We start from the raw sequence: 18694 nt of genomic DNA, 5'->3' as shown, positions 1-18694 counted from the left end.
TCCGGGCTATTCACAGGTCTGGCCGGTCAGGGCTCCGTCGAGCGGGCTACCCCCAAATCCACGGTGGAGAGCCTGTGCGGCCACCTTGCCCCCTCCCCGCTTCCGGGATTGGATAGGCCATGTTCACGACATTCAGAGGCGGACAGAGCGGCGGCTGGCAGGTCACGTCCATCACACGGGTGAAGGGCGAGACGCTGCCGAAGGTCGCGGCGCTGTCGATCGTTGCGAGCGAGTCGATCGCGCTGCCGCTGCTGCCGGCGCAGACCTCCTGGCGGCTCGCCGGCGTCGCCAGCCATCTGCGCTACACCGAGAAGGAGGAGCGGGAGAAGCTCTTGGCCGTGCAGGCCGGGCTCGGCCGCAGCGAGGCAACGCACGCGGCGCTGATCCCGATCAGGAAATCCGCGGCGTGGTGGGAGCTGACGCAGGAGGAGCGCCGCAAGATCTTCGAGGACAAGTCGCACCACATCGAAGGCACCCTGAAATTCCTCCCCGCGATCGCCCGCCAGCTGTTTCATTCGCGCGACCTCGGCATGCCCTTCGACTTCCTGACCTGGTTCGAGTTCGCCCCCGACCACGTCACCCTGTTCGACGAACTGGTCGGCATGCTGCGCGCGACCGAGGAATGGACCTATGTCGAGCGCGAGGTCGATATCCGCGTGGTGCGGGAGGTGTAACGTACCCTCTTCATCGTCATGCCCGGGCTTGTCCCGGGCATCCACGTCTTCCTTGCTGGCTGCAACAAAGACGTGGATGGCCGGGACAAGCCCGGCCATGACCTCATATGCGGTTACGTCCGAGCGCTAATGCTCGAGAAACTTTCCTGACGCGATCCGCGGCAGCTCGGTGACCGGCCAGTTGTAGAGATAGGTCCACGCCTCACGCGTGCTGCCGTCGGCGAGCGTGACCTCGAGCATCTCGCGGACATATTCGGTCGGCGGCGGAAAGCCTTCGCCGCAGGCTTCGTACATGTCGAATTCACGCAGCATGGCCTCGCGCTCACGCAAGCGAAACAGCTCACCATGCACGATGTCGGCCGGATCGTCCGACACGACCAGACCCGGATAATGCTTCACCAAATAGAGCCGGCCGCGGCACTGCGCCGGCCCGAGGAATTCGGCATTGCCCGCGAGCAGCTTGGCCATCGGATGGTCGAAGCCGCGCATCAGCGTGCCGTAGACGAAGAGAAGGTCGGTCATGGGTTCAGTTGTCATTCCGGGATGGTCCGAAGGACCAGACCCGGAATCTCGAAATTCCGGGTCTGGTGCTAACGCACCATCCCGGAATGACAGAAAATCCCGAGGGACGCTAGGCCGCCACCACTTCATCCGTCACCACGACGAACTTCGTCAGGGTCATGCGGCCGAAGCTCGTGGTGAGGGCGACGTCGGCAGCGTCGCGGCCGGTCGCCATCAGGATGCGGCCGATCCGCGGCGTGTTGTGGCGGGCATCGAAGGTGTACCACTGGCCGGACAGATAGACCTCGAACCAGCCGGAGAAATCCATCGGCGCGGGGTTCGGCGACACGCCGATGTCGCCGAGATAGCCGGTGCAGTAGCGCGCCGGAATGCCCATGCAGCGGCAGAAGGTGAGCGCCAGATGCGCGAAGTCGCGGCAGACGCCGGCGCGGCTTTCATAGACGTCGTGCGCCGACTTCATGTGATGGGCGTGCTGATAGCCGAACGTCACGTGGTGGTGCACGAAATCGCTGATCGCCTGCACCCGCGCCCAGCCCTGCGGTGTGTTGCCGAACAGCGACCAGGCGACATCGGTCAGCTTGTCGGTCTCGCAATAGCGGCTCGGCATCAGATAGAGCAGCATGTCGTCGGGCAGTTGCTCGACCGGCAGCTGCTGCGCCACCGAATTGACGATGTCAGGCAGTCCTGAATCGCGCACCAGCGCGCTGCCGCGGAAGGTGACGCCACCGCTGGGGGCAACCAGCCGCCCGCAGACATTGCCGAAGCCGTCGCGATAGAGGCCGATCGGCACGTCCGGCTCGGTCGAAAGGCGCTCGGTGCCGACGATGTCGGCGTAGCGCGACGGATGGATCGACAGCATGATCACCATCGGGGTCGGCTGCGCCGCCGTGTAGGTGATCTCGAAGCCGACCTTGATCTGCATCGTCAGGCCGTCTCCTGCTCCGCATTCTCGCCGACCGAGACCACCTTGATGTCGACATCCATGCCGAGAAAGGCATCCGCCGCGCCGAGATAGACGCCGTGCAGCGGGATCGCCTGGCGCGGGTCGCGGGCCACCGCGACGCGGATCAGATCGCGCGTGCCGACGATGCCGTTGGTCGGATCGAACTCGATCCAGCCCGCGCTCGGCAGATAGACCTGCACCCAGGCATGGGTCGAGCCGCCGCCGACATAGCCGTGTGCGCTGCCGAGCGGCATGGCGAGATAGCCGGAGACGAAGCGCGCGGCGATGCCAAGCCGGCGCAGCGCCTCGATCATGAACAGCGCATAGTCGCGGCAGGTGCCGGACTGCGTGCGCAGCGTGTCGAGCGGATGCTGGGTGCCCTGCTCATAGCGCTTGCGATAGCTGAACGCCTCGCGGATGCCGTGGGTCATACCGCTGAGGATCTTGAAAGTCGGCGTCGGCGCCTCGACATCGAGAAAGCGCAGCGCCCAGGCCGACAGTTCGCCGTTCGGGTCGCCATATTGCGGCGTGATGAACTGCTGCAGGTCGGGGAATTCCTCGTCGTCGTAGAGGAACGGATAGAAATAGGCGGGATCGTCCGGCGTCAGCGCGAACGTATCGGCCGGATTGTGCTCCACCGTCGCGGTCGAGACGAAGGACAGCGTGTCGGCGCGCTCGTCGAAGGCGGCGATCGCGACGCTGTTACCGAACACGTCGTGGATCCAGCGCAGCGACATCGGCTGTGGATCGATCACAAGTGCGCTGTCGAGCACGCGCAGATCATGGCCGTCACGGGGGCGCAGCATGATGCGGTGTTCGCCGAACGCCACCGGGCGCGCGTAGCGATAAACGGTCTTGTGATGAATAGTCAGCAGCGGCATCTTCAAACAATCATCGTGATTTCGGGCGGCATAATCTATAGAGAAAGCTGCCCGATTCCAGATCAGCATGCCGCCTGAATAGGCAAAGTCGAGGAAAAAAGCCCTTGAATTACGGAGGCGGTCCATCGTTCCTGCTCGCGAGCACCGACGCTTCACCGGTTCTTGAACACAATGCCGGCGGCCGCTCGCCGTTCCTGTTCACCTGCGACCACTACGGCAGGCTGATTCCCTCTCCGCTCGGCGCTCTCGGCCTGTCCGACAGCGAGCTCGTGCGGCACATCGCCTGGGACATCGGCATCGCCGGGGTCGCAACCCGGCTCTCGGAGCGGCTCGGCGCGCATTTGATCGCGCAACGCTATTCGCGGCTCGTGATCGACTGCAACCGTCCGCCGCATGTCGCAAGCTCGATCCCGCTGATCAGCGAGGCCACCACGGTGCCGGGCAATGAAGGCCTGTCGCGCGAGGCAGCCGAGATGCGCCGCGCGCAGATCTTCGATCCCTATCACAAACGCATCGACGAGATCATCGACGCGCGTGCGCGTCGGGGCCTGCCGACGGTGCTGGTGTCGCTGCACAGCTTTACGCCGATCTACGCCGGCATCGCACGGCCCTGGCACATCGGCACGCTCTACCACCGCGACACGGTACTGCCGCCGCTGCTGCTGAAGCATCTGCGCGCCGAGGGCGATCTCGTGGTCGGCGACAACGAGCCCTATGCGGTCAGCGACGAGACCGACTACACGATCCCCGTGCATGGCGAGACGCGCGGCCTGATGAACTCGGGCATCGAGATCCGCCAGGACCTGATCTCCGACCAGGCCGGCGAGACGGCGTGGGCCGAGCGACTGGCGCGCATCCTCGGCGAGATCGAGGCGACGCTGCGCACGGACGCGCTGATCTAGTGTCCCGAATCCGAAGTTCGCATCATTTGCCGCACCTTCGGAGCGAATTTCGGATTCGATAAGGACACTAGCAAACTTATGATTCTAGTGTGCTTTATGAATGCGAAGTTCGTGAAAGTGGCTGCCGCGAAATCGCACGAACTTCGCATTCAGCACACTAGCGACTAACGGTCAGCCAGGGCCTGGCCTCTAGCCCGAAGCCAGCTCGACGTGCTTTAATTGGCGGGTTGAACTTCCAAGTTAGGGTAGTCCGTGGCGCCCGAGCGAGTGGAAAGGCGACTGGCAGCAGTGCTGGCGGCAGATGTCGCCGGCTACAGCCGGCTGATGGGAACGGACGAGGAAGGCACGCTCGCGCGGCTCAAGGCGGCCAGAAAGAATCTCATTGATCCAACGATCGCCGCTCATCGCGGCCGCATCGTCAAAACGACCGGCGACGGCATGCTGGTCGAATTCGGCAGCGCCGTCGATGCAGTGCGCAGCTCTGTAGAGGTTCAGAGCAGGATGGCGGAGCTTAATGCATCCGCACCGCAACAGCAGCGGATCGAATTTCGCATCGGCATTCACGTCGGCGACATCATCATCGACAACGACGACATCTTCGGCGACGGCGTCAACATCGCCGCGCGGCTGGAGAACATCGCGGACCCGGGCGGCATATGCCTGTCTGACGACGCCTACCGGCAGATCCGGAGCAAGGTCGATGCAGCCTTCGAAGACATGGGCCAACAGAATCTGAAAAACATCACTGAACCGATCCGCGCCTGGCGCATAAAGATTGGCGCCAGAACTTCGGCTGAGCGCCATCCGACTCCTGCCGAATCCCATCGCGTGCGCCCGTTTTCGGGAAAGCCGTCCATCGCGGTGCTGCCGTTTCAGAACATGAGCGGCGACAGCGAGCAGGAGTATTTCGCGGACGGGATCGCGGAAGACGTCCTTACGACCCTGTCAAAGATTCAGGAATTGATGGTGATAGCTCGCAACTCGAGCTTCGCATTCAAGGGACAGAACAGGGACATTCGCGAAATCGGGCAGATCCTGGGTGCTCGTTATCTGCTGGAGGGGAGCGTTCGAAAGATCGGCAATCGCATCAGGTTGACGGCGCAGTTGATTGATGGTCGAGACGGCGGTCATCTCTGGGCGGATCGCTTTGACGGAGACCTGGACGACGTGTTCGATCTCCAGGACCGAATTACGCAAGAGATCGTCGAAGCGCTTGAAGTCCAGTTGACCGTCGGCGAACGCGCAAGGGTGTGGAGAAAACGCTCGGGCAGTCCACTGGCTTATGAGTATGTCTTAAAGGGACGCGCCCTGTACGTTAATTTCGCAAGGCAAACCCACGCACAGGCGCGGAAGCTTTTTGAACAGGCGGTCGAGATCAATGCCTCGTTTATGCCGGCGCTCTACTTGTTGGGTCTTACCCTGACTGACCAGGCGCGCTTCGGTTGGATCAAGGATGAAAATGAAGCGTATCAAGCCGCACTGGGCTGCGCTGATCGGGCTCTCGCCGCCGACCCTAGCTTTGGGGAAGCATACCTGGTGATCGGCTATGTTCGTATCTATCAACACCGTCATGATGAAGCTGTGGCAGCAGGAGAAACGGCGATCAGCCTCGCTCCCAGCAGCTCTGACGCCCATCACATGGCGGGCATGTACCACGGCTACGCCGGCAATTTCCGAAAAGCCGTCCTCTACGAGGAACACGCCCAACGGCTCAGCCCGATTGAGCGCAACGAATCCATGGTGGACGAAGCGCGCGCAAGATTTCATCTCGGAGATTTCGCGGCGGCGCACGATATAGCCTCCCGCGTCCTGAGGCAGCGGCCGCTCTGGCTGACCGCGCAGTCGACACTCATAGCGGCGCTCTGGAATCTCGGCCGGCAAGATGAAGCGCGCAGCATCTCAACCGACCTGCTGGCGGGCCACCCCAGTTTTAGCTTGGCCCGCTGGGCCAGGCTGCTGCCGTATCGTCGACAGGGCGACCTGGATGCATTGGTCAACCCGCTACGCATGGCGGGGCTCCCGGAGTGAAAACCCGTCATCTTACAATGCCGGCGCGACGCCACACGCAGGCACCTGCGCGGCCGCGACTGCTTGTTCGATTGCCGGTTCGGCTTCTCGCGCATCTCCGCGGATGAGGCACCGCAGGGATCGGCATATTCCGATTGGATCGGCTTTGCTGATTGCGCGACCGATTCGAGGCGCGATCAGGCCAATCCAATCAATTCGGCTGGCGCCGCCAGATGAACACCAGATAGAGCAGCACAGGCAGGCCGAGCCCGGCCCACGAGACCGCATCCCACCAGCCGTCGCCGACCAGCGCGCTGATCAATCCGACCGTGCTCACGATCGCGATGACGAGCGGAGCGGTGAAGATCTGGGTCAATGAACGATGCGAGATCATGCTGACGTCACGACGATAATGCGGGGTTGTCGAGGGAGGCGGCGTTGGCGATCGCGCGTTCCTGGCTCACGCCCGCCTTGCGGCGGCGCATCCACAGATACACGCCGGTCACGAGGATGAAGATGGTCAGGATGTCGAGCAGCGCCCAGACGATCTTGAGCGGCATGCCGCCATAGTCGCCGAAATGCAGCGGCTGCGAGACGAACAGGGTCGTCACATACCAGGGCATGTCCCTTGTATCGGTCAGCTTGCCGGTTTCCGCGTCGATCAGCGCCGGCTTCAGCAGCCGCGAGGTCAGCGGCGTATCGCCATGCAGGAACACCGCGTAGTGGCTCTTACTGCTGAACAGGGTTCCCGGGAAGGCGACGAAGCTCGGCGTCATGCCGGGCACCGCATGGGTGGCCACTTCGACCGCCGCATTCAGCGAGGTCAGCCTCGACGGCACCGGCCGGTCCTTGTACTGCGCGGTCATTTCGGCGAGCTGGCCGAACTGCCACATCTTGAGGACGAGATCGGCCCAGGTGTTGATGACCCCGGTGAAACCGACGACCAGTGTCCAGGCGACGAGCAGGATGCCCGCGAGATTATGGACGTCGAGCCAGCGCACGACGCGGGTCCGCTGCGCGCGGTAGGCGCCGAAGCGCAGCTTCCGCATCGACGGCGCGTAGACCACGATCCCGGAGATGATCGCGACGCAGAACAGGATCCCCATCAATCCGAGGAACAGCTTGCCGGACAGTCCGGCAAACATGTCGGTGTGCAGCTTCAGCATGATGTAGGTGAAGCGGCCGGTCACATCGGGCGCATCGAGATAGGCGCCGGTATGGGTGTCCATCCGGATCAGCAAATTGTTGGTCGGATCGGCATCGATGGTCGGACCGACGCTGACGAACATCGCGCTCGGATCGTCGCGATCCCAGATCAGGAAGTGAGGGACCTTTCCGGACGCCTGCTCCAGCGCGTTGCCGAGCAGACGGTCCAGATTGGCCGGCGGCGTGCCTGGCGGCACGTCGGCCGGCTTGACCTGGCTGTGCAGCAGATCGTCGATCTGCTCGTGGAAGATCAGCGGCAGGCCGGTGATGCAGAGCAGCAGCATGAACAACGTGCAAATCAGGCTGGTCCATTTATGGACAGCGCCCCATCGCCGCAAGAATCTGGTCGTCGCAGTCAATTTCGTCACCTAAAGCGCGATGAGATCAGGTTGGATCGTCATCGAGCTTTAGCCTCTTGTTGAAGCACGATCTTTTCGGAAAACCGCTTCGCACTTTTCGGGATCATGCTTTTGTTGAAGCATGATCTTTCCGAAAACCGCTTCGCACTTTTCGGGATCATGCTTTAGTTCCAGGTGTACTTCATCGTGCCCAGCACCGTGCGGCCATTGCCGAGGCCGCAATAGGGAAGCCCGGTCAGGCAGGACGCAACGTAGAAATGGTCGGTCAGATTGGTCACGTTGACCTGTGCCTTCCATCCCTTCAGGTCCGGCCGCAGATAGGCGAAGTCGTAGCTGACCGACGCATCGAGCAAGGAATAGGAGGGAATGACAAAGGTGTTGAAGTTGTCGCCGTAGGTCTCGCCGACATAGCGCACGCCGAGGCCGAGCCCAAGGCCCGCGAGCGCGCCGTCATACCAGGTATACTTGCCCCAGACCGCGACCTGGTCCTGCGCCGTGTTCATCATGTACTTGCCGGCATACCCGGCGATGCTCGTCGTCACCCGCGGATCGAGATGGGTGTATCCCGCCGTGATCTCGAGCTCGCGCGTGAGGTTGCCCTTCAGCTCGAGCTCGAGGCCGCGGACGCGCACGGCATCGGTCTGCACGTTGAACAGCGGATTGAGGGGATCGGCCGTCAGCACGTCCTGCTGACGGATATCGAACGCCGCCGCCGTCGCCATGAAGTTCGAGCCGTTCGGCTTGAACTTGACGCCGACCTCCGCGCCCTCGCCCGTCGTCGGCCTGAACGACCGGCCGGCGCTGTCGGCGCCGAGATTCGGTGTGAACGAGGTCCCGTAGCTGACATAGGGCGCGAGGCCGATATCGAACAGGTAGCTCAGGCCGATGCGCCCGGTTTGCGCCGAGTCGTCGCGCGAATAATGCCCGGCGGGCGGATAGAACGCCATGCTGGTGAAGCCGGAGCTGACCCAGTCCTGGCGCCCGCTCATGGTCAACGTCCAGCGATCGAGCTTGATCTGATCCTGCAGATAGGCGCCGAGCTGCGACTGCCTGTCGTCGCGAAGAATGAACGGCACCAGCGAGCTGGCTGACGGAACGGCGGTGCCGTAGACCGGACTATAGGCATCGATCGGCGCAATCGGCGTGGTGCGATAGTCGGTATTCGCCCACAGATCGAAGTAGTCGACACCGGCCAGCACCTTGTGGACCAGCGGCCCGGTCGCGAAATCCGCCTGCAGCTGATTGTCGAGCGCGACATTGGCGGCATTGGCCTTGACGTAGTTGTAGCTGCGCGCGACCAGACGATCCGTCACCATGCCCTCGGTCCGCACCGATGCGAGGTCGTTGCTGACCTGGGTGTAGCGCAGGTTTTGCCGGAACTGGAAGATGTTGTCGAAGCGATGCTCGAACGCGTAGCCAACCGCGAACTGCTCGAGATGATAGCCATCCAGCCCGGGCTCGCCGAGGTAACGACTGTAGGGAATATGTCCGTTGGGGTTGGGCAGGAAGGACACCTGTCCCGGGACGTATTGCTGGTAACCCTTGTTGTCGACCTTCTGGTACTGCGAGAGCACGGTGAAGCTGGTGTCGTAGGTCGGCCGCCAGGTGAAGCTCGGCGCGATGAACAGCTTGTTGTCCTGAACGAAGTCGGTCTGGCTGTTGCTGTCGCGGCCAAGGCCGACGATGCGGTAGAGGAACCGGCCGTCCTTGTCGGCCGGACCACCGATATCGAAGGCGCCCTGGAAGCGATCGAACGAGCCGAACGTGCCCTCGAACTCGTAATGCGGCGTCTCGGTGGGCCGCTTGCTGACCAGGTTCAACAAGCCGCCCGGATCGGACTGTCCATACAGGCCGGATGACGGGCCCTTCAGGACCTCGATCCGCTCGAGACCATAGGTCTCGATGCGCGGGACCGCGAAGGTCGTGGTGTCGGTCGGCAGCCGCAGCCCGTCGAGATAACGCGGCGCGGTGAAGCCCCGCAACTTGAACTCGTCGAAGAACGCGTTGGCGCCAAAACTTTCGATCGTCACGCCGGGCGTGTAGCGCAGCGCTTCGGTGATGTTCTGCGCACCCTGTGCCTGGATCTGATCCTGGGTGACGATCGAGATCGACTGCGGCGTCGTCAGCACCGGGCTGTCGGTCTTGGTTGCCGTGACGCTCTGGCTGGCGAGATAGCCGGTGACCGGCCCGTTGCCGCGCTCTCCGCCGCCACCCGCACCCGGTGCTGGAACGTTCTGCGCGGGCGCCCGGTTCGCGATCGATCGCGGCGTCGTGCGTACAGGACGCGCCGCGCGTCGCGCTGGCTGCGTTCGTCGCGCCTGCTGCTGTTGTTTCGGCGCTTCGACCGTCACCGGCGGCAGCGCCGATTGCGCAACGCTTTCACGCGGCATCACCACACTCAGCACGAACAAACCGCTGCCGGCCATGTACCCGGCCGCCAGCGCAGTGCGACGAAACATCCGACCCCCGTCAACTCACATCGCCTTCATCTTCGCCGTCACTAACACGATGAAAGACGTATGCAGCCGATCGGTGATTAGAACACGTCCAGTGTCGGGCTTATCGCCGATGGTGTTGCGAGCTCGCAACGTGAACGCAGCGAAACTGCGTCAATGCGCCTCAGATTTTTCGAGCGTTTCTAAGGACGATTCTAAACTGCGTTTCGCTCCGCGATACTTCGAGTCGCTTCCGCGCACAGCGATCGAACGACGCCGCGCGCGGAAGCGATGATCGCAGTTGCGGTGCTCTCGCCGAGCCTCAGACTTCGGTGACGTGCTCCGGATCGGCGGATGCGAGCGCCGCGGCACGCTCGGCGCGCGGCGGATAGATCCAGACGGTGTTGATCTCCCGCTTGGTCTTCTTGGCGACGTCGCCGACCATCTCGACCTTGCGCTCCCAGCCGCGGGTGAACAGCGCGCCGGCCTCGCCGAGGTCGAGGCAAGTGACATAGGCCTTCTGGTGATAAGGCTTGGTCGGGACACCGAGCAGCTCGGCCGCGGCGTTGTTACCGGCAAAGGCGCCCATCCGCGTCGCGTGCTGGCACGACATCAGCGCGTAATTGCCGACATCGTCGCAAGCGGCACGCGCCGCATCGCCGGTGACGAACACGCCAGCGACCGACGGCACCCGCAGATCGCGGTCGACCAGCAGCCGGCCGAAATTGTCGCGTTCCGCCGGGATCTGCTCGGTCAGCGGCGCGGCGCGAATGCCCGCCGCCCAGACCACGGTCGCGGCCTCGATATGCTCGCCGTTGGAAAGCGTGACGCCGGACTTGCTGACCTCGGCGACGCCGGCGCCGAAGCGGCCTTCGACGCCGAGCTTGCGCATCGCGTCCTCGATGATCGGGCGCGGGCCCTCGCCCATGTCGGGCGCGATCGCCACGTTGCGATCGACGATGATGACGCGCGGTTTGGTGTCGCTGCCGAGGATGTCCCGGAGCCGCGCCGGCATCTCGGTCGCCGCCTCGATGCCGGTGAAGCCGCCGCCGGCAACGACCACGGTGTCGCGCGCCGCTGATGCCGGCTGCCTGGCGAGGTCGTGCAGATGACGGTCGAGCGCGATCGCGTCCGCAAGATTGTCGACACTGAAGCCATGCTCGGCGAGGCCGGGCACGTTCGGACGGAACAGCCGGCTGCCGGTTGCCACCACAAGGCGATCATAGGGTAGCGTTTTGCGCGCGTCCTTGGCGGTGACGATCTGCACGGTGCGGGCCTTGGTGTCGACGGCTTCGGCGCTGCCCTGCACGTAGACGACGTCGATCGCGTTGAAGACGTCGAGCAGCGGCGCGGTCAGCGTCTCCGGCTTCGGCTCGTAGAGCCGCGGGCGCACCACCAGGGTCGGCTCCGGCGCGACCAGCGCGATCTCGAGCTCCTCGGGCGATACGCCCTGGATGTCGCGCAGGCGGGCCGCGGAGAGCGCGGCATACATGCCGGCAAAGCCGGCGCCGATGATGACAATTCGCATATGATGTCTCCTCTGGATGGCAGTGATGTAGCGAATTGGATTTGCGAGTGCCCCAGAGCGATTGCGCGACCTGAAGAGCGATTGCGGCTACCGCAGACGCCGCCGCCAGTCGCTCGGGGTCTCCCCGGTCAGCTTCCTGAACGCGGCGGCGAACGCAGTCTGCGAGCCGTAGCCGAGCGCGGCCGCGATCGAGACCACGGATGCGTCGGTGTCGCGCAGCATGTTCATGGCCTGCTCGAGCCGGTGCTGGCGCAGCCAGGCATGCGGCGAGAGCCCGGTGCTTTCCTTGAATGCACGGCAGAAGTGAAAGCGCGACAGGCCGGCGTCGGTCGCCAGCGCCGCGAGCGAGACATCGGCGTCGCTGTCCGAGCGCAGCCGCTCGATGGCGCGGCGCAGCACTGTCGGCGAGAGCCCTCCCGTGGTCGGCCCGATCGGGATTGGAGAACCGGTATGCGCGGCCAAGAGACGCGTGGCGAGCAGGTCCGTCAGTTGCTGTCTGAACAGCGTATCCAGCGCCGCACTGCCATCCAGGACGTCGGCCGCGCTGAGCAGCAGGCGGGATGTGATGGGATCGGGATGCGCCGTCCGCTCCAGCAGATCGATCGGAGCGCCGCCGCCGGCTTGGTCGGCCACGCGCTGAGTCGTCTTGCGGGGAAGATAGAGAACAACGATATCAGCGGGCTTCGGGATATCCCAGCGGGAGCTTGATCCCTCGGGGATGATGATCACGACGCCGGGACGGAAGGTTCCGATCGCGACCGATCGTCCCGTTCGCCGCTCGATCCGCTGCATCGCGCCGCTATAAGCCATGATGACATGATGGGTCATCGGCTCGACGACGTCGTGCAACGGCTTGTGCTTCCAATGGGCGATTCCCGCTCCGGATGAATCCAGAGCCATGCGAAAGGGCGTGGTGCCGAGCACGCGGGCCATCTCCGCATCTGGACGCCCTTCGGCAACTGGGACGGTGTTCTGGTAAGTGCCGGTCGCGGCGGGCGGAGGCTCGCGCAAAGGATGGTGCAGGACAGGCTTGCTCATGAGGCGTGCTCGCGTTTGAAGGCTCATGCGCTCCCTCCCTGCGGGCCGCTCCGTCGACCGATGAGGCGCGGAACTGTCGGAGCGTACTAAACGCGACGCGGCTCGAGCGTCTTTCCTGAAACCACCATGCTTTGTCCGTTTCTGCGCCGCGCCGGAGGTGCGGCATTTCGTGGCCCCGACGGATCAAACCGTCAAAACACCTTGAAATCATTTTGAAATAATTGCCGCGGCGGAGTCTGCCGGCCGTTCATCATCGCGTGATGCGCCGAACGGCGCCTTGCCGATTTTCGCTAATGAGCTATCACCGCGCAGGATGCCGGTCACGGCAGGCCCGGTCGGGTTCGCAGGCGGAAATTTTCGAGGATGGCACAGGCGGGCGTCTACGGACGAAGGCTCGGAGAGCCCTTGCAACTGAAGGACGCGCCCTCGCTGATCACGCGTACGCTGCGCAGCGCCGAGCTCGCGGTGACCGAAACCCGCAATGACAGCCCGGTGCGGGATATGTCCGGCTCGCTGCCCGCCGACGACGCCTACCTCGTCAGCCTCAAGTTTCGCGATTACGACGATTGCGAATGCTGGGAGCAAGGCCGGTATGTCACCAAATCGAACATCCGCCGCGGCGCGACCTATCTGTACGACCTGAAGCGCGATCCGCGCTACGTGATCGACAAACCGTTCCATTCGATCTTCTTCTATCTGCCGCGTTCGGCGCTGGACGACGTCGCCAGGCAGGCCGGCGCACCGCGCGTCGATGAGCTCGCATATGAGCCCGGCATCGGCCACGACGACGGCGTCATCCGACATCTCGGTGCCTCGCTGCTTGAAGCGTTAAAGCGGCCGGAAGAGACGAACCAGCTTTTCGTCGATCACATGATGCTCGCCTTCACTGCGCATGTCGCGCAGACCTATGGCGGATTGCGGCGCATCACCGCGCCGGCCCGTGGCGGCCTTGCCGCATGGCAGGCGAAGCAGGCCTGCGACAGGCTTGCGTCCGACCTCGGCGGGAAAATCCGGTTGCAGCAGATCGCAGCCGAGTTTGGTCTCTCGGTCGGCCATTTCTCGCGCGCCTTCCGCATCTCCACCGGCCTGCCGCCGCACCAATGGCTGCTTCAGCAGCGCCTGAAGGTGGCCAAGCAGCTGATGGCGGCGCGTGACCTGTCGCTGTCCGAGATCGCGATTTCGGCCGGTTTTGCCAATCAAAGCCACTTCACGCGGGTGTTTTCCGCCGTGGTCGGAGTCAGCCCGGCGGCGTGGCGGCGCGAGATGCACCGCCCGGCGAGAAGCGAGAGCTGAACCGCGCCGCCTTCAACCGGCCGGCGCGGCTCGCACGGCATGCTTGGCATGCCATTTGGGACCCGGTCCGCGCATGTAGTGCAGCTCGGGCCGGTAGGGATCGCGAATTCGCGCGATCAGATTCTGCAAGCCCGTCGTGATCGCGTTCCAGCTGTCGCGCAGAGCGAGCAATGATGCGTGCGGTGACAGCATGGCGCCCTCTCAGTGCGGCTTGCCGAGCACGGATGCGAAGGACAGGATCACGATCTCCTCGCCGGACTCGTCGCTGACATGCACGACCCAGTCGCGCCAGTCTTCCAGGCTGACCGTTGCGACCAGCGATCGCATCATGCACGTCGCCGCCTCGCATGCCTCCGAGAGGCTGGTCACCGAGGTGCCGCGGCGATCCATCAGCACCCCGTGCGTGGTCGAGCAATGGAAGAAGACCTGGGTCATGTGCGTATCCTCGCAAGCTCCGGACGAGAAGGTCGTCTTTGGAGCTCCACGTTTCTTCGACGCGACCATTCGCAAGGCGGTTCACATGGGCGCGGGCCTCGCGGAATGGTGATCAAGCCCCCAGCACAGCCTCCTCACCAAATCGCGATTTGACAGTTCTTCTATATTTGTCAAAATCGTCAAATGGGACCGAAAACCCGCATTCTCGATGCCACCATGCTAGTGTTCCGCCGGCACGGCTTTCGCCGCTCCTCGATCGAGCAGGTCGCCGAGGCGGCCGGCCTGACGCGGCAGGCGCTCTATCACCACTTCGAATCCAAGGAAGCGCTGTTCCGCGCCGTGATCGAGCGCGTGCATGAGAGCGCGATCGCGGCCGAGGAGACCGCCGTTGCCGCGGCGGAGACCGCGGGCGGTGATCTCGGCGACATCCTCGCCGCGGGCATGACCGCGCGGATGTCGACCATGATCGGCTCGCTGGACGGCTCGCCGCATCTCGAGGAGTTGTATTCCGAGCACCTCGTGCACGCGCGCGACCTCTACCAGACCTACGCCGCGCGATATGCGGAGCGCATGGTCGCGACGATCACGCGGATCGTGCGCAAGCAGCAGCTCGCGCTGCCGCAGGACCTCCCGCCGGCCGAATTCGCGCGGCTGGTCGAGATGGCGATGTACGCAGCGAAGTCGCAGTATCCGGCGATGCAGCCGGCGGATGCGTTCCTGAAGGACATGGCGATGATGGTGCGGACGCTCTGCGCCGGCGCCAAGCCGAAACCTTTGCCAAAATTGCAAAAACCGCCCGTCAAGAAGGCGGCAATCCCCAAGAGGCCGACACGCAGGACAAGCGGAGGACATCCATGAGCACGACGACCGTCAATGGCCGCGTCGAATCCCTGCCCGATGATCCCGATGCGCTCTTGATCGACATCGTGCGCGACCAGTTCGAGCTCACCGGCACCAAGCTCGTGTGCGGCGCCGGCGTCTGCGGCGCCTGCACCGTGCTGGTCGACGGCGCGCCGGTAGCAAGCTGCCTGATGCCGGCACACGCCGCCGCCGGCAAATCGGTGACGACGGTCGAAGCCATCGGCGCGTCCGGTCTGCATCCGGTGCAGAAGGCGTTCATGGCGCATGACGCCCTGCAATGCGGCTTCTGCACGCCCGGCTTCATCGTGGAAGCGACCGCGTTCTGCGACCATTGGCGCGCGACCAGGGGAACGGCGGTGCCGTCGCGCGAGGAGATCGGCGCGGCGCTGTCCGGCCATCTCTGCCGCTGCGGCGCCTATGACGGGATCTTCCGTGCGGTGGCGGATGCCTGCGCCGGCCGCTTCGACGGCGATCACGTCACGGCGCCTCGCATCGAGGCGCGCGACAAAGTGACGGGCGCGGCGAAATATACCGTCGACATCCATCATGACGGCCAGCTCGAAGGCCTGATCCTGCGCTCGCGCGAGGCGCATACGCGCATCACCACGCTCGATCTCGCGCCGGCGCGCGAGCTCCCCGGCGTTACCGCGGTGTCGCTGCTCGGCGACGACCGGATTGTGCGCTATGTCGGCGAGCCGATTGCGGCGGTCGCCGCAAAGGACCGTAAGAGCGCGCTTGCCTCGCTGGCCGCGATCAGGTTGATCAGCGAACGCCTGCCCGCAGTGGTCGGGCTCGACGCCGGACGCAAGGATGATGCGCCCGTGGTGTTCGACAAGGCGAGCCGCAAGCGGGCCGGCAACGTCTCGGAAGCGGCCGGCGGGCCGGCGCCCTGGAAGCAGAACATCCGCGGGCCGACCGCGGTGTTCTCGACACGCGCAAAAAAGGCCCGCAACTGGGTCGACGAGGCGCGCCAGGCCAACAACAAGCTGCTCGTCGAGGCGACCTTCCGCACCGCCACGCAGCAGCATGCCTGTCTCGAGCCCCACGCCGCGGTGGCGCGCTTCGATGGCGACCGGCTGACCCTGCACGCCTCGACCCAGCAGGTGTTTCACCTGAAGGAGCAGATCGCAAAACGCTACAAGCTCGATCACGACAAGGTCCGCGTGATCGCCGAGCATGTCGGCGGCGGCTTCGGCTCGAAGGCGAGCCTGGGGACCGAGGCGATTGCCGCGATCGAGCTGGCGCGCGCGGCGAAAGCGCCAGTGCGGGTCGCCTATGATCGCCAGGAAGAACTCTCGGTCGCCGGTTATCGGCCGGCCGCGGAGCTGAAGGTCGCGCTGCTGCCTTCCGAGCAAGGCGGCCTGAAGGCGCTCTCGGTCACCGCGCATGCCGATACCGGCGCCGCGACCAACTCGACCATCGCGGGACTGGCGCGGCTGATCTATCCGGCCGAGGCGAAGGATCTTTCGGATTTCGACGTCATCAGCAATCTGCCGCCCGGCGCCGCCTTCCGCGGCCCCGGCGGTCCGCCGATGGCGTTCGCCGTGGAACAGGCGATCGACGAGGCCGCGCTGCGGCTCAACGTCGATCCGATCGCCTTGCGCCAACGCTGGGATCCCGATCCCAACCGGCAGCGGCTCTACGACTGGGCATCCGGGCTCGAGATCTGGCGCAATCGCAAACCTGCGCAGAACGGGCGCTATCGCCGCGGCATCGGGGTCGCCACGGGCTACTGGCTCTATCTGTGGCAGCCCAAGGTGAAGGTCGAGGTCGCGGTCAAGGGCGGCCGCATCGTCGCCAGCACGGCGACGCAGGACATCGGCACCGGCACCCGCAGCGTGCTTGCCGACGCGATCGCGCGCGAGTTCGATCTCGAACCCGGTGAGATCGATGTGCGGATCGGCGATTCCTCGCTGCCCGAAGGCCCCGGCTCCGGCGGCAGCCGCGTCACCGCCTCGGTGATGCCGCCGACGCTGCAGGCAGTGCGAAAGCTGAAGGCCGCGATGCTCGAACAGGCCACGCGAAAGCCGGCGCCCGGCTCCAACGCACCCTGGCGCGAGCTGATCGCGCGCTCGCCCGACATCGCGGTGGTGGAGACGCGCGGCGAGGACGGCAAGAACACTGCGCCCGGCATCCGCTCGCCGCTGCGCGAAGTCGGCCTGATGGGCTTCGTCTTCGGCTGGATGATGCGCCGCTTCTCGAACATCGCGGTCGGCGCCGGCGTGCCGAGCTCGGTGCAGGTGATCGAGGTGGAAGTCGACACCTGGCTCGGCCATGTCCGCGTGCTCAACGTGCATACCGGCATCGCGGTCGGCAAGATCGCAGCGCCGGCGCTGGCGCGCAGCCAGGCCTGCGGCGCGGTGATCCAGGGCCTCGGCTACGCACTCTATGAGGCGCGCGAGCTTGATCCGAAGACTGGCGACGTCCTGACCGCGGGGATGGAGGATTATCGCATCCCTGGGATCGCCGACACGCCGGAGATCGATGTCCATTTCGACGAAGCCGGCTTCGACCATGTGCTCGGCAACAGCGTCGGCATCGGCGAGGCGTCGACGGTGCCGACCTCGGCCGCCGTCGCCAACGCGATCCACAACGCGATCGGCCTCCGCCTCACCGAGATTCCGATCCGGCCCGACCGCATCGTCGCCGCGTTGAAAGGGAGGGATGCCGCATGAGTGTCGCGACTGCAGACGTCATATCCGCACCCGAATTCCGCGCCGCCGGCACCGATCTGTCGGAGCGCCGCCGCAGCGGCCTGTCGTGCGGTGCGATCATCGATCTCGCCGCCAGTCCCGACACGATCGGCGTTACGTGGAATGCGGACGGTTCGGCCCGCATCGGCGCCCTGACCACGATCGCTGCGATCGCATCCGATCCGCGGCTCGCCGAGGCTTACCCCGGCATCGCCGCAGCCGCGCAGGGCCTCGCCACGCCGCAGATCCGGCAGATGGCGACGCTCGGCGGCAACCTCGCGCAGCGCTCGCGCTGCTGGTATTTCCGCAATCTGCAGATCGCCTGCCTCAAGAAGGGCGGCGCCGACTGTCCGGCGCGATCCGGCAACCATCTCTATCACGTCGCGTTCGATCTCGGCCCATGCGTCGCGCCGCATCCGTCGACGATGGCGATGGCGCTGCTCGCCTATGATTCGAAGATCACCACCGACCGGCGCAGCGGCTTGTCGATCTCAGAGCTGCTCGGCGACGGCAGCAACGGCGCGGCCGACAATCTGCTTGCACCGGGCGAACGCATCGAACGGATCGAGCTCCCCGTTCCGCTCGCCGGCGAGCGCGCGCTGTACAAGCGCGCCATCAGCCGGACGCATGCGGAATGGCCGCTGGTCGAGATCTGCGTGCGTGCGGTGATCTCCGGCGGCGCGTTCCAGCAGGTCCACATCACCGCCGGCGGCATCGCTCCGGTCCCGCTGCGTCTGACCGCGGCCGCGGCGGCGCTGCAGGGTAAGCAGATTAACGCGGCGACCATCGCGCAAGCCACCGAGCTGGCGATCTCGGGAGCCAGGCCGCTGCCGATGACCGGATACAAGCTCGAGCTGCTGACAGGCCTGGTGCGCGACGTGGTCGAGCGGATCGTGGCGTAGGATCAAGCGCCCATT

Annotated in this window: 17 protein-coding genes; 7 read left to right on the top strand and 10 right to left on the bottom strand. The window is 64.8% G+C overall.

Features of this window, described 5'->3' with window-relative positions; translation table 11 throughout:
• Positions 1-119: 119 nt before the first annotated feature.
• Positions 120-674, top strand: a complete 555-nt coding sequence (locus ACVWY5_RS04415) for a chlorite dismutase family protein (RefSeq protein ID WP_028333145.1) — start codon at positions 120-122, stop codon at positions 672-674.
• 126 nt (positions 675-800) lie between these two features.
• Here ACVWY5_RS04415 and ACVWY5_RS04410 read toward each other — a convergent pair whose 3' ends face one another.
• The 3 genes from ACVWY5_RS04410 to ACVWY5_RS04400 all read right to left on the bottom strand — a co-directional run bounded on the left by ACVWY5_RS04410 (position 801) and on the right by ACVWY5_RS04400 (position 3020).
• On the bottom strand, positions 801-1196 hold the full coding sequence (locus ACVWY5_RS04410; RefSeq protein ID WP_028333144.1) for a gamma-glutamylcyclotransferase family protein: 396 nt from the start codon (positions 1194-1196) through the stop codon (positions 801-803).
• Positions 1197-1305: 109 nt separating this feature from the next.
• Positions 1306-2118 (bottom strand): transglutaminase-like domain-containing protein, encoded by an 813-nt coding sequence (locus ACVWY5_RS04405; RefSeq protein WP_028333143.1) that lies wholly within the window; start codon positions 2116-2118, stop codon positions 1306-1308.
• 2 nt (positions 2119-2120) lie between these two features.
• Positions 2121-3020 carry a transglutaminase-like domain-containing protein gene (locus ACVWY5_RS04400; protein WP_028333142.1) on the bottom strand — a complete coding sequence of 300 codons (900 nt, stop codon included), beginning with the start codon at positions 3018-3020 and terminating at the stop codon, positions 2121-2123.
• Between the two features lie 104 nt (positions 3021-3124).
• Here ACVWY5_RS04400 and ACVWY5_RS04395 point away from each other — a divergent pair, with 104 nt between their 5' ends.
• Positions 3125-3922 carry an N-formylglutamate amidohydrolase gene (locus ACVWY5_RS04395; protein WP_038377302.1) on the top strand — a complete coding sequence of 266 codons (798 nt, stop codon included), beginning with the start codon at positions 3125-3127 and terminating at the stop codon, positions 3920-3922.
• A 288-nt stretch (positions 3923-4210) separates the two neighbouring features.
• Positions 4211-5950: an adenylate/guanylate cyclase domain-containing protein gene (locus ACVWY5_RS04390; protein ID WP_244481920.1), complete on the top strand. Its 1740-nt coding sequence runs from the start codon at positions 4211-4213 to the stop codon at positions 5948-5950.
• 190 nt (positions 5951-6140) lie between these two features.
• On the opposite strand, the gene ACVWY5_RS04385 is transcribed toward ACVWY5_RS04390, so the two are convergent.
• The 5 genes from ACVWY5_RS04385 to ACVWY5_RS04365 all read right to left on the bottom strand — a co-directional run bounded on the left by ACVWY5_RS04385 (position 6141) and on the right by ACVWY5_RS04365 (position 12495).
• Positions 6141-6323, bottom strand: coding sequence for a hypothetical protein (locus ACVWY5_RS04385; protein ID WP_028333139.1), 183 nt, complete (start codon positions 6321-6323; stop codon positions 6141-6143).
• Between the two features lie 7 nt (positions 6324-6330).
• Complete coding sequence (locus tag ACVWY5_RS04380; RefSeq protein WP_028333138.1) at positions 6331-7473, bottom strand: PepSY domain-containing protein; 1143 nt, start codon at positions 7471-7473, stop codon at positions 6331-6333.
• A 185-nt stretch (positions 7474-7658) separates the two neighbouring features.
• On the bottom strand, positions 7659-9920 hold the full coding sequence (locus ACVWY5_RS04375; RefSeq protein ID WP_028333137.1) for a TonB-dependent siderophore receptor: 2262 nt from the start codon (positions 9918-9920) through the stop codon (positions 7659-7661).
• 331 nt (positions 9921-10251) lie between these two features.
• The gene (locus tag ACVWY5_RS04370; protein ID WP_028333136.1) at positions 10252-11457 is read right to left on the bottom strand and encodes an NAD(P)/FAD-dependent oxidoreductase; all 1206 of its coding nucleotides are present in this window, start codon (positions 11455-11457) and stop codon (positions 10252-10254) included.
• 87 nt (positions 11458-11544) lie between these two features.
• Positions 11545-12495 (bottom strand): helix-turn-helix domain-containing protein, encoded by a 951-nt coding sequence (locus ACVWY5_RS04365; protein ID WP_028333135.1) that lies wholly within the window; start codon positions 12493-12495, stop codon positions 11545-11547.
• Between the two features lie 363 nt (positions 12496-12858).
• Here ACVWY5_RS04365 and ACVWY5_RS04360 point away from each other — a divergent pair, with 363 nt between their 5' ends.
• A complete protein-coding gene (locus ACVWY5_RS04360) occupies positions 12859-13788 on the top strand; it encodes a helix-turn-helix domain-containing protein (protein WP_028333134.1) in 930 nt (309 codons plus the stop codon).
• 12 nt (positions 13789-13800) lie between these two features.
• Here ACVWY5_RS04360 and ACVWY5_RS04355 read toward each other — a convergent pair whose 3' ends face one another.
• Together ACVWY5_RS04355 and ACVWY5_RS04350 are read right to left on the bottom strand one after the other, a co-directional pair.
• Positions 13801-13980 (bottom strand): hypothetical protein, encoded by a 180-nt coding sequence (locus tag ACVWY5_RS04355; RefSeq protein ID WP_028333133.1) that lies wholly within the window; start codon positions 13978-13980, stop codon positions 13801-13803.
• 9 nt (positions 13981-13989) lie between these two features.
• Complete coding sequence (locus tag ACVWY5_RS04350) at positions 13990-14223, bottom strand: DUF6894 family protein (protein WP_028333132.1); 234 nt, start codon at positions 14221-14223, stop codon at positions 13990-13992.
• 183 nt (positions 14224-14406) lie between these two features.
• Here ACVWY5_RS04350 and ACVWY5_RS04345 point away from each other — a divergent pair, with 183 nt between their 5' ends.
• From ACVWY5_RS04345 to ACVWY5_RS04335, 3 genes are read left to right on the top strand one after another with little or no spacing between them, the layout of a single operon-like run.
• On the top strand, positions 14407-15081 hold the full coding sequence (locus ACVWY5_RS04345; protein ID WP_028333131.1) for a TetR/AcrR family transcriptional regulator: 675 nt from the start codon (positions 14407-14409) through the stop codon (positions 15079-15081).
• Positions 15078-17759: a molybdopterin-dependent oxidoreductase gene (locus tag ACVWY5_RS04340; protein WP_028333130.1), complete on the top strand. Its 2682-nt coding sequence runs from the start codon at positions 15078-15080 to the stop codon at positions 17757-17759. The genes ACVWY5_RS04345 and ACVWY5_RS04340 overlap by 4 nt, the downstream gene beginning before the upstream one ends.
• Positions 17756-18679: an FAD binding domain-containing protein gene (locus tag ACVWY5_RS04335; protein ID WP_028333129.1), complete on the top strand. Its 924-nt coding sequence runs from the start codon at positions 17756-17758 to the stop codon at positions 18677-18679. The genes ACVWY5_RS04340 and ACVWY5_RS04335 overlap by 4 nt, the downstream gene beginning before the upstream one ends.
• Positions 18680-18694 lie beyond the last annotated feature (15 nt).

It is taken from the genome of Bradyrhizobium sp. USDA 3256, from assembly GCF_054058275.1.
The sequence above is the reverse complement of the archived record's forward strand: the minus strand, read 5'-3'. Positions and strand labels throughout refer to the sequence as shown.

Bases quoted from the DNA above. Each gene is read 5' to 3' on its own strand.
- ACVWY5_RS04415 (WP_028333145.1), top strand. From the start codon at position 120: ATGTTCACGACATTCAGAGGCGGACAGAGCGGCGGCTGGCAGGTCACG.
- ACVWY5_RS04410 (WP_028333144.1), bottom strand. From the start codon at position 1,196: ATGACCGACCTTCTCTTCGTCTACGGCACGCTGATGCGCGGCTTCGAC.
- ACVWY5_RS04405 (WP_028333143.1), bottom strand. From the start codon at position 2,118: ATGCAGATCAAGGTCGGCTTCGAGATCACCTACACGGCGGCGCAGCCG.
- ACVWY5_RS04400 (WP_028333142.1), bottom strand. From the start codon at position 3,020: ATGCCGCTGCTGACTATTCATCACAAGACCGTTTATCGCTACGCGCGC.
- ACVWY5_RS04385 (WP_028333139.1), bottom strand. From the start codon at position 6,323: ATGATCTCGCATCGTTCATTGACCCAGATCTTCACCGCTCCGCTCGTC.
- ACVWY5_RS04375 (WP_028333137.1), bottom strand. From the start codon at position 9,920: ATGGCCGGCAGCGGTTTGTTCGTGCTGAGTGTGGTGATGCCGCGTGAA.
- ACVWY5_RS04370 (WP_028333136.1), bottom strand. From the start codon at position 11,457: ATGCGAATTGTCATCATCGGCGCCGGCTTTGCCGGCATGTATGCCGCG.
- ACVWY5_RS04365 (WP_028333135.1), bottom strand. From the start codon at position 12,495: ATGAGCAAGCCTGTCCTGCACCATCCTTTGCGCGAGCCTCCGCCCGCC.
- ACVWY5_RS04360 (WP_028333134.1), top strand. From the start codon at position 12,859: ATGGCACAGGCGGGCGTCTACGGACGAAGGCTCGGAGAGCCCTTGCAA.
- ACVWY5_RS04355 (WP_028333133.1), bottom strand. From the start codon at position 13,980: ATGCTGTCACCGCACGCATCATTGCTCGCTCTGCGCGACAGCTGGAAC.
- ACVWY5_RS04350 (WP_028333132.1), bottom strand. From the start codon at position 14,223: ATGACCCAGGTCTTCTTCCATTGCTCGACCACGCACGGGGTGCTGATG.
- ACVWY5_RS04345 (WP_028333131.1), top strand. From the start codon at position 14,407: ATGGGACCGAAAACCCGCATTCTCGATGCCACCATGCTAGTGTTCCGC.
- ACVWY5_RS04340 (WP_028333130.1), top strand. From the start codon at position 15,078: ATGAGCACGACGACCGTCAATGGCCGCGTCGAATCCCTGCCCGATGAT.
- ACVWY5_RS04335 (WP_028333129.1), top strand. From the start codon at position 17,756: ATGAGTGTCGCGACTGCAGACGTCATATCCGCACCCGAATTCCGCGCC.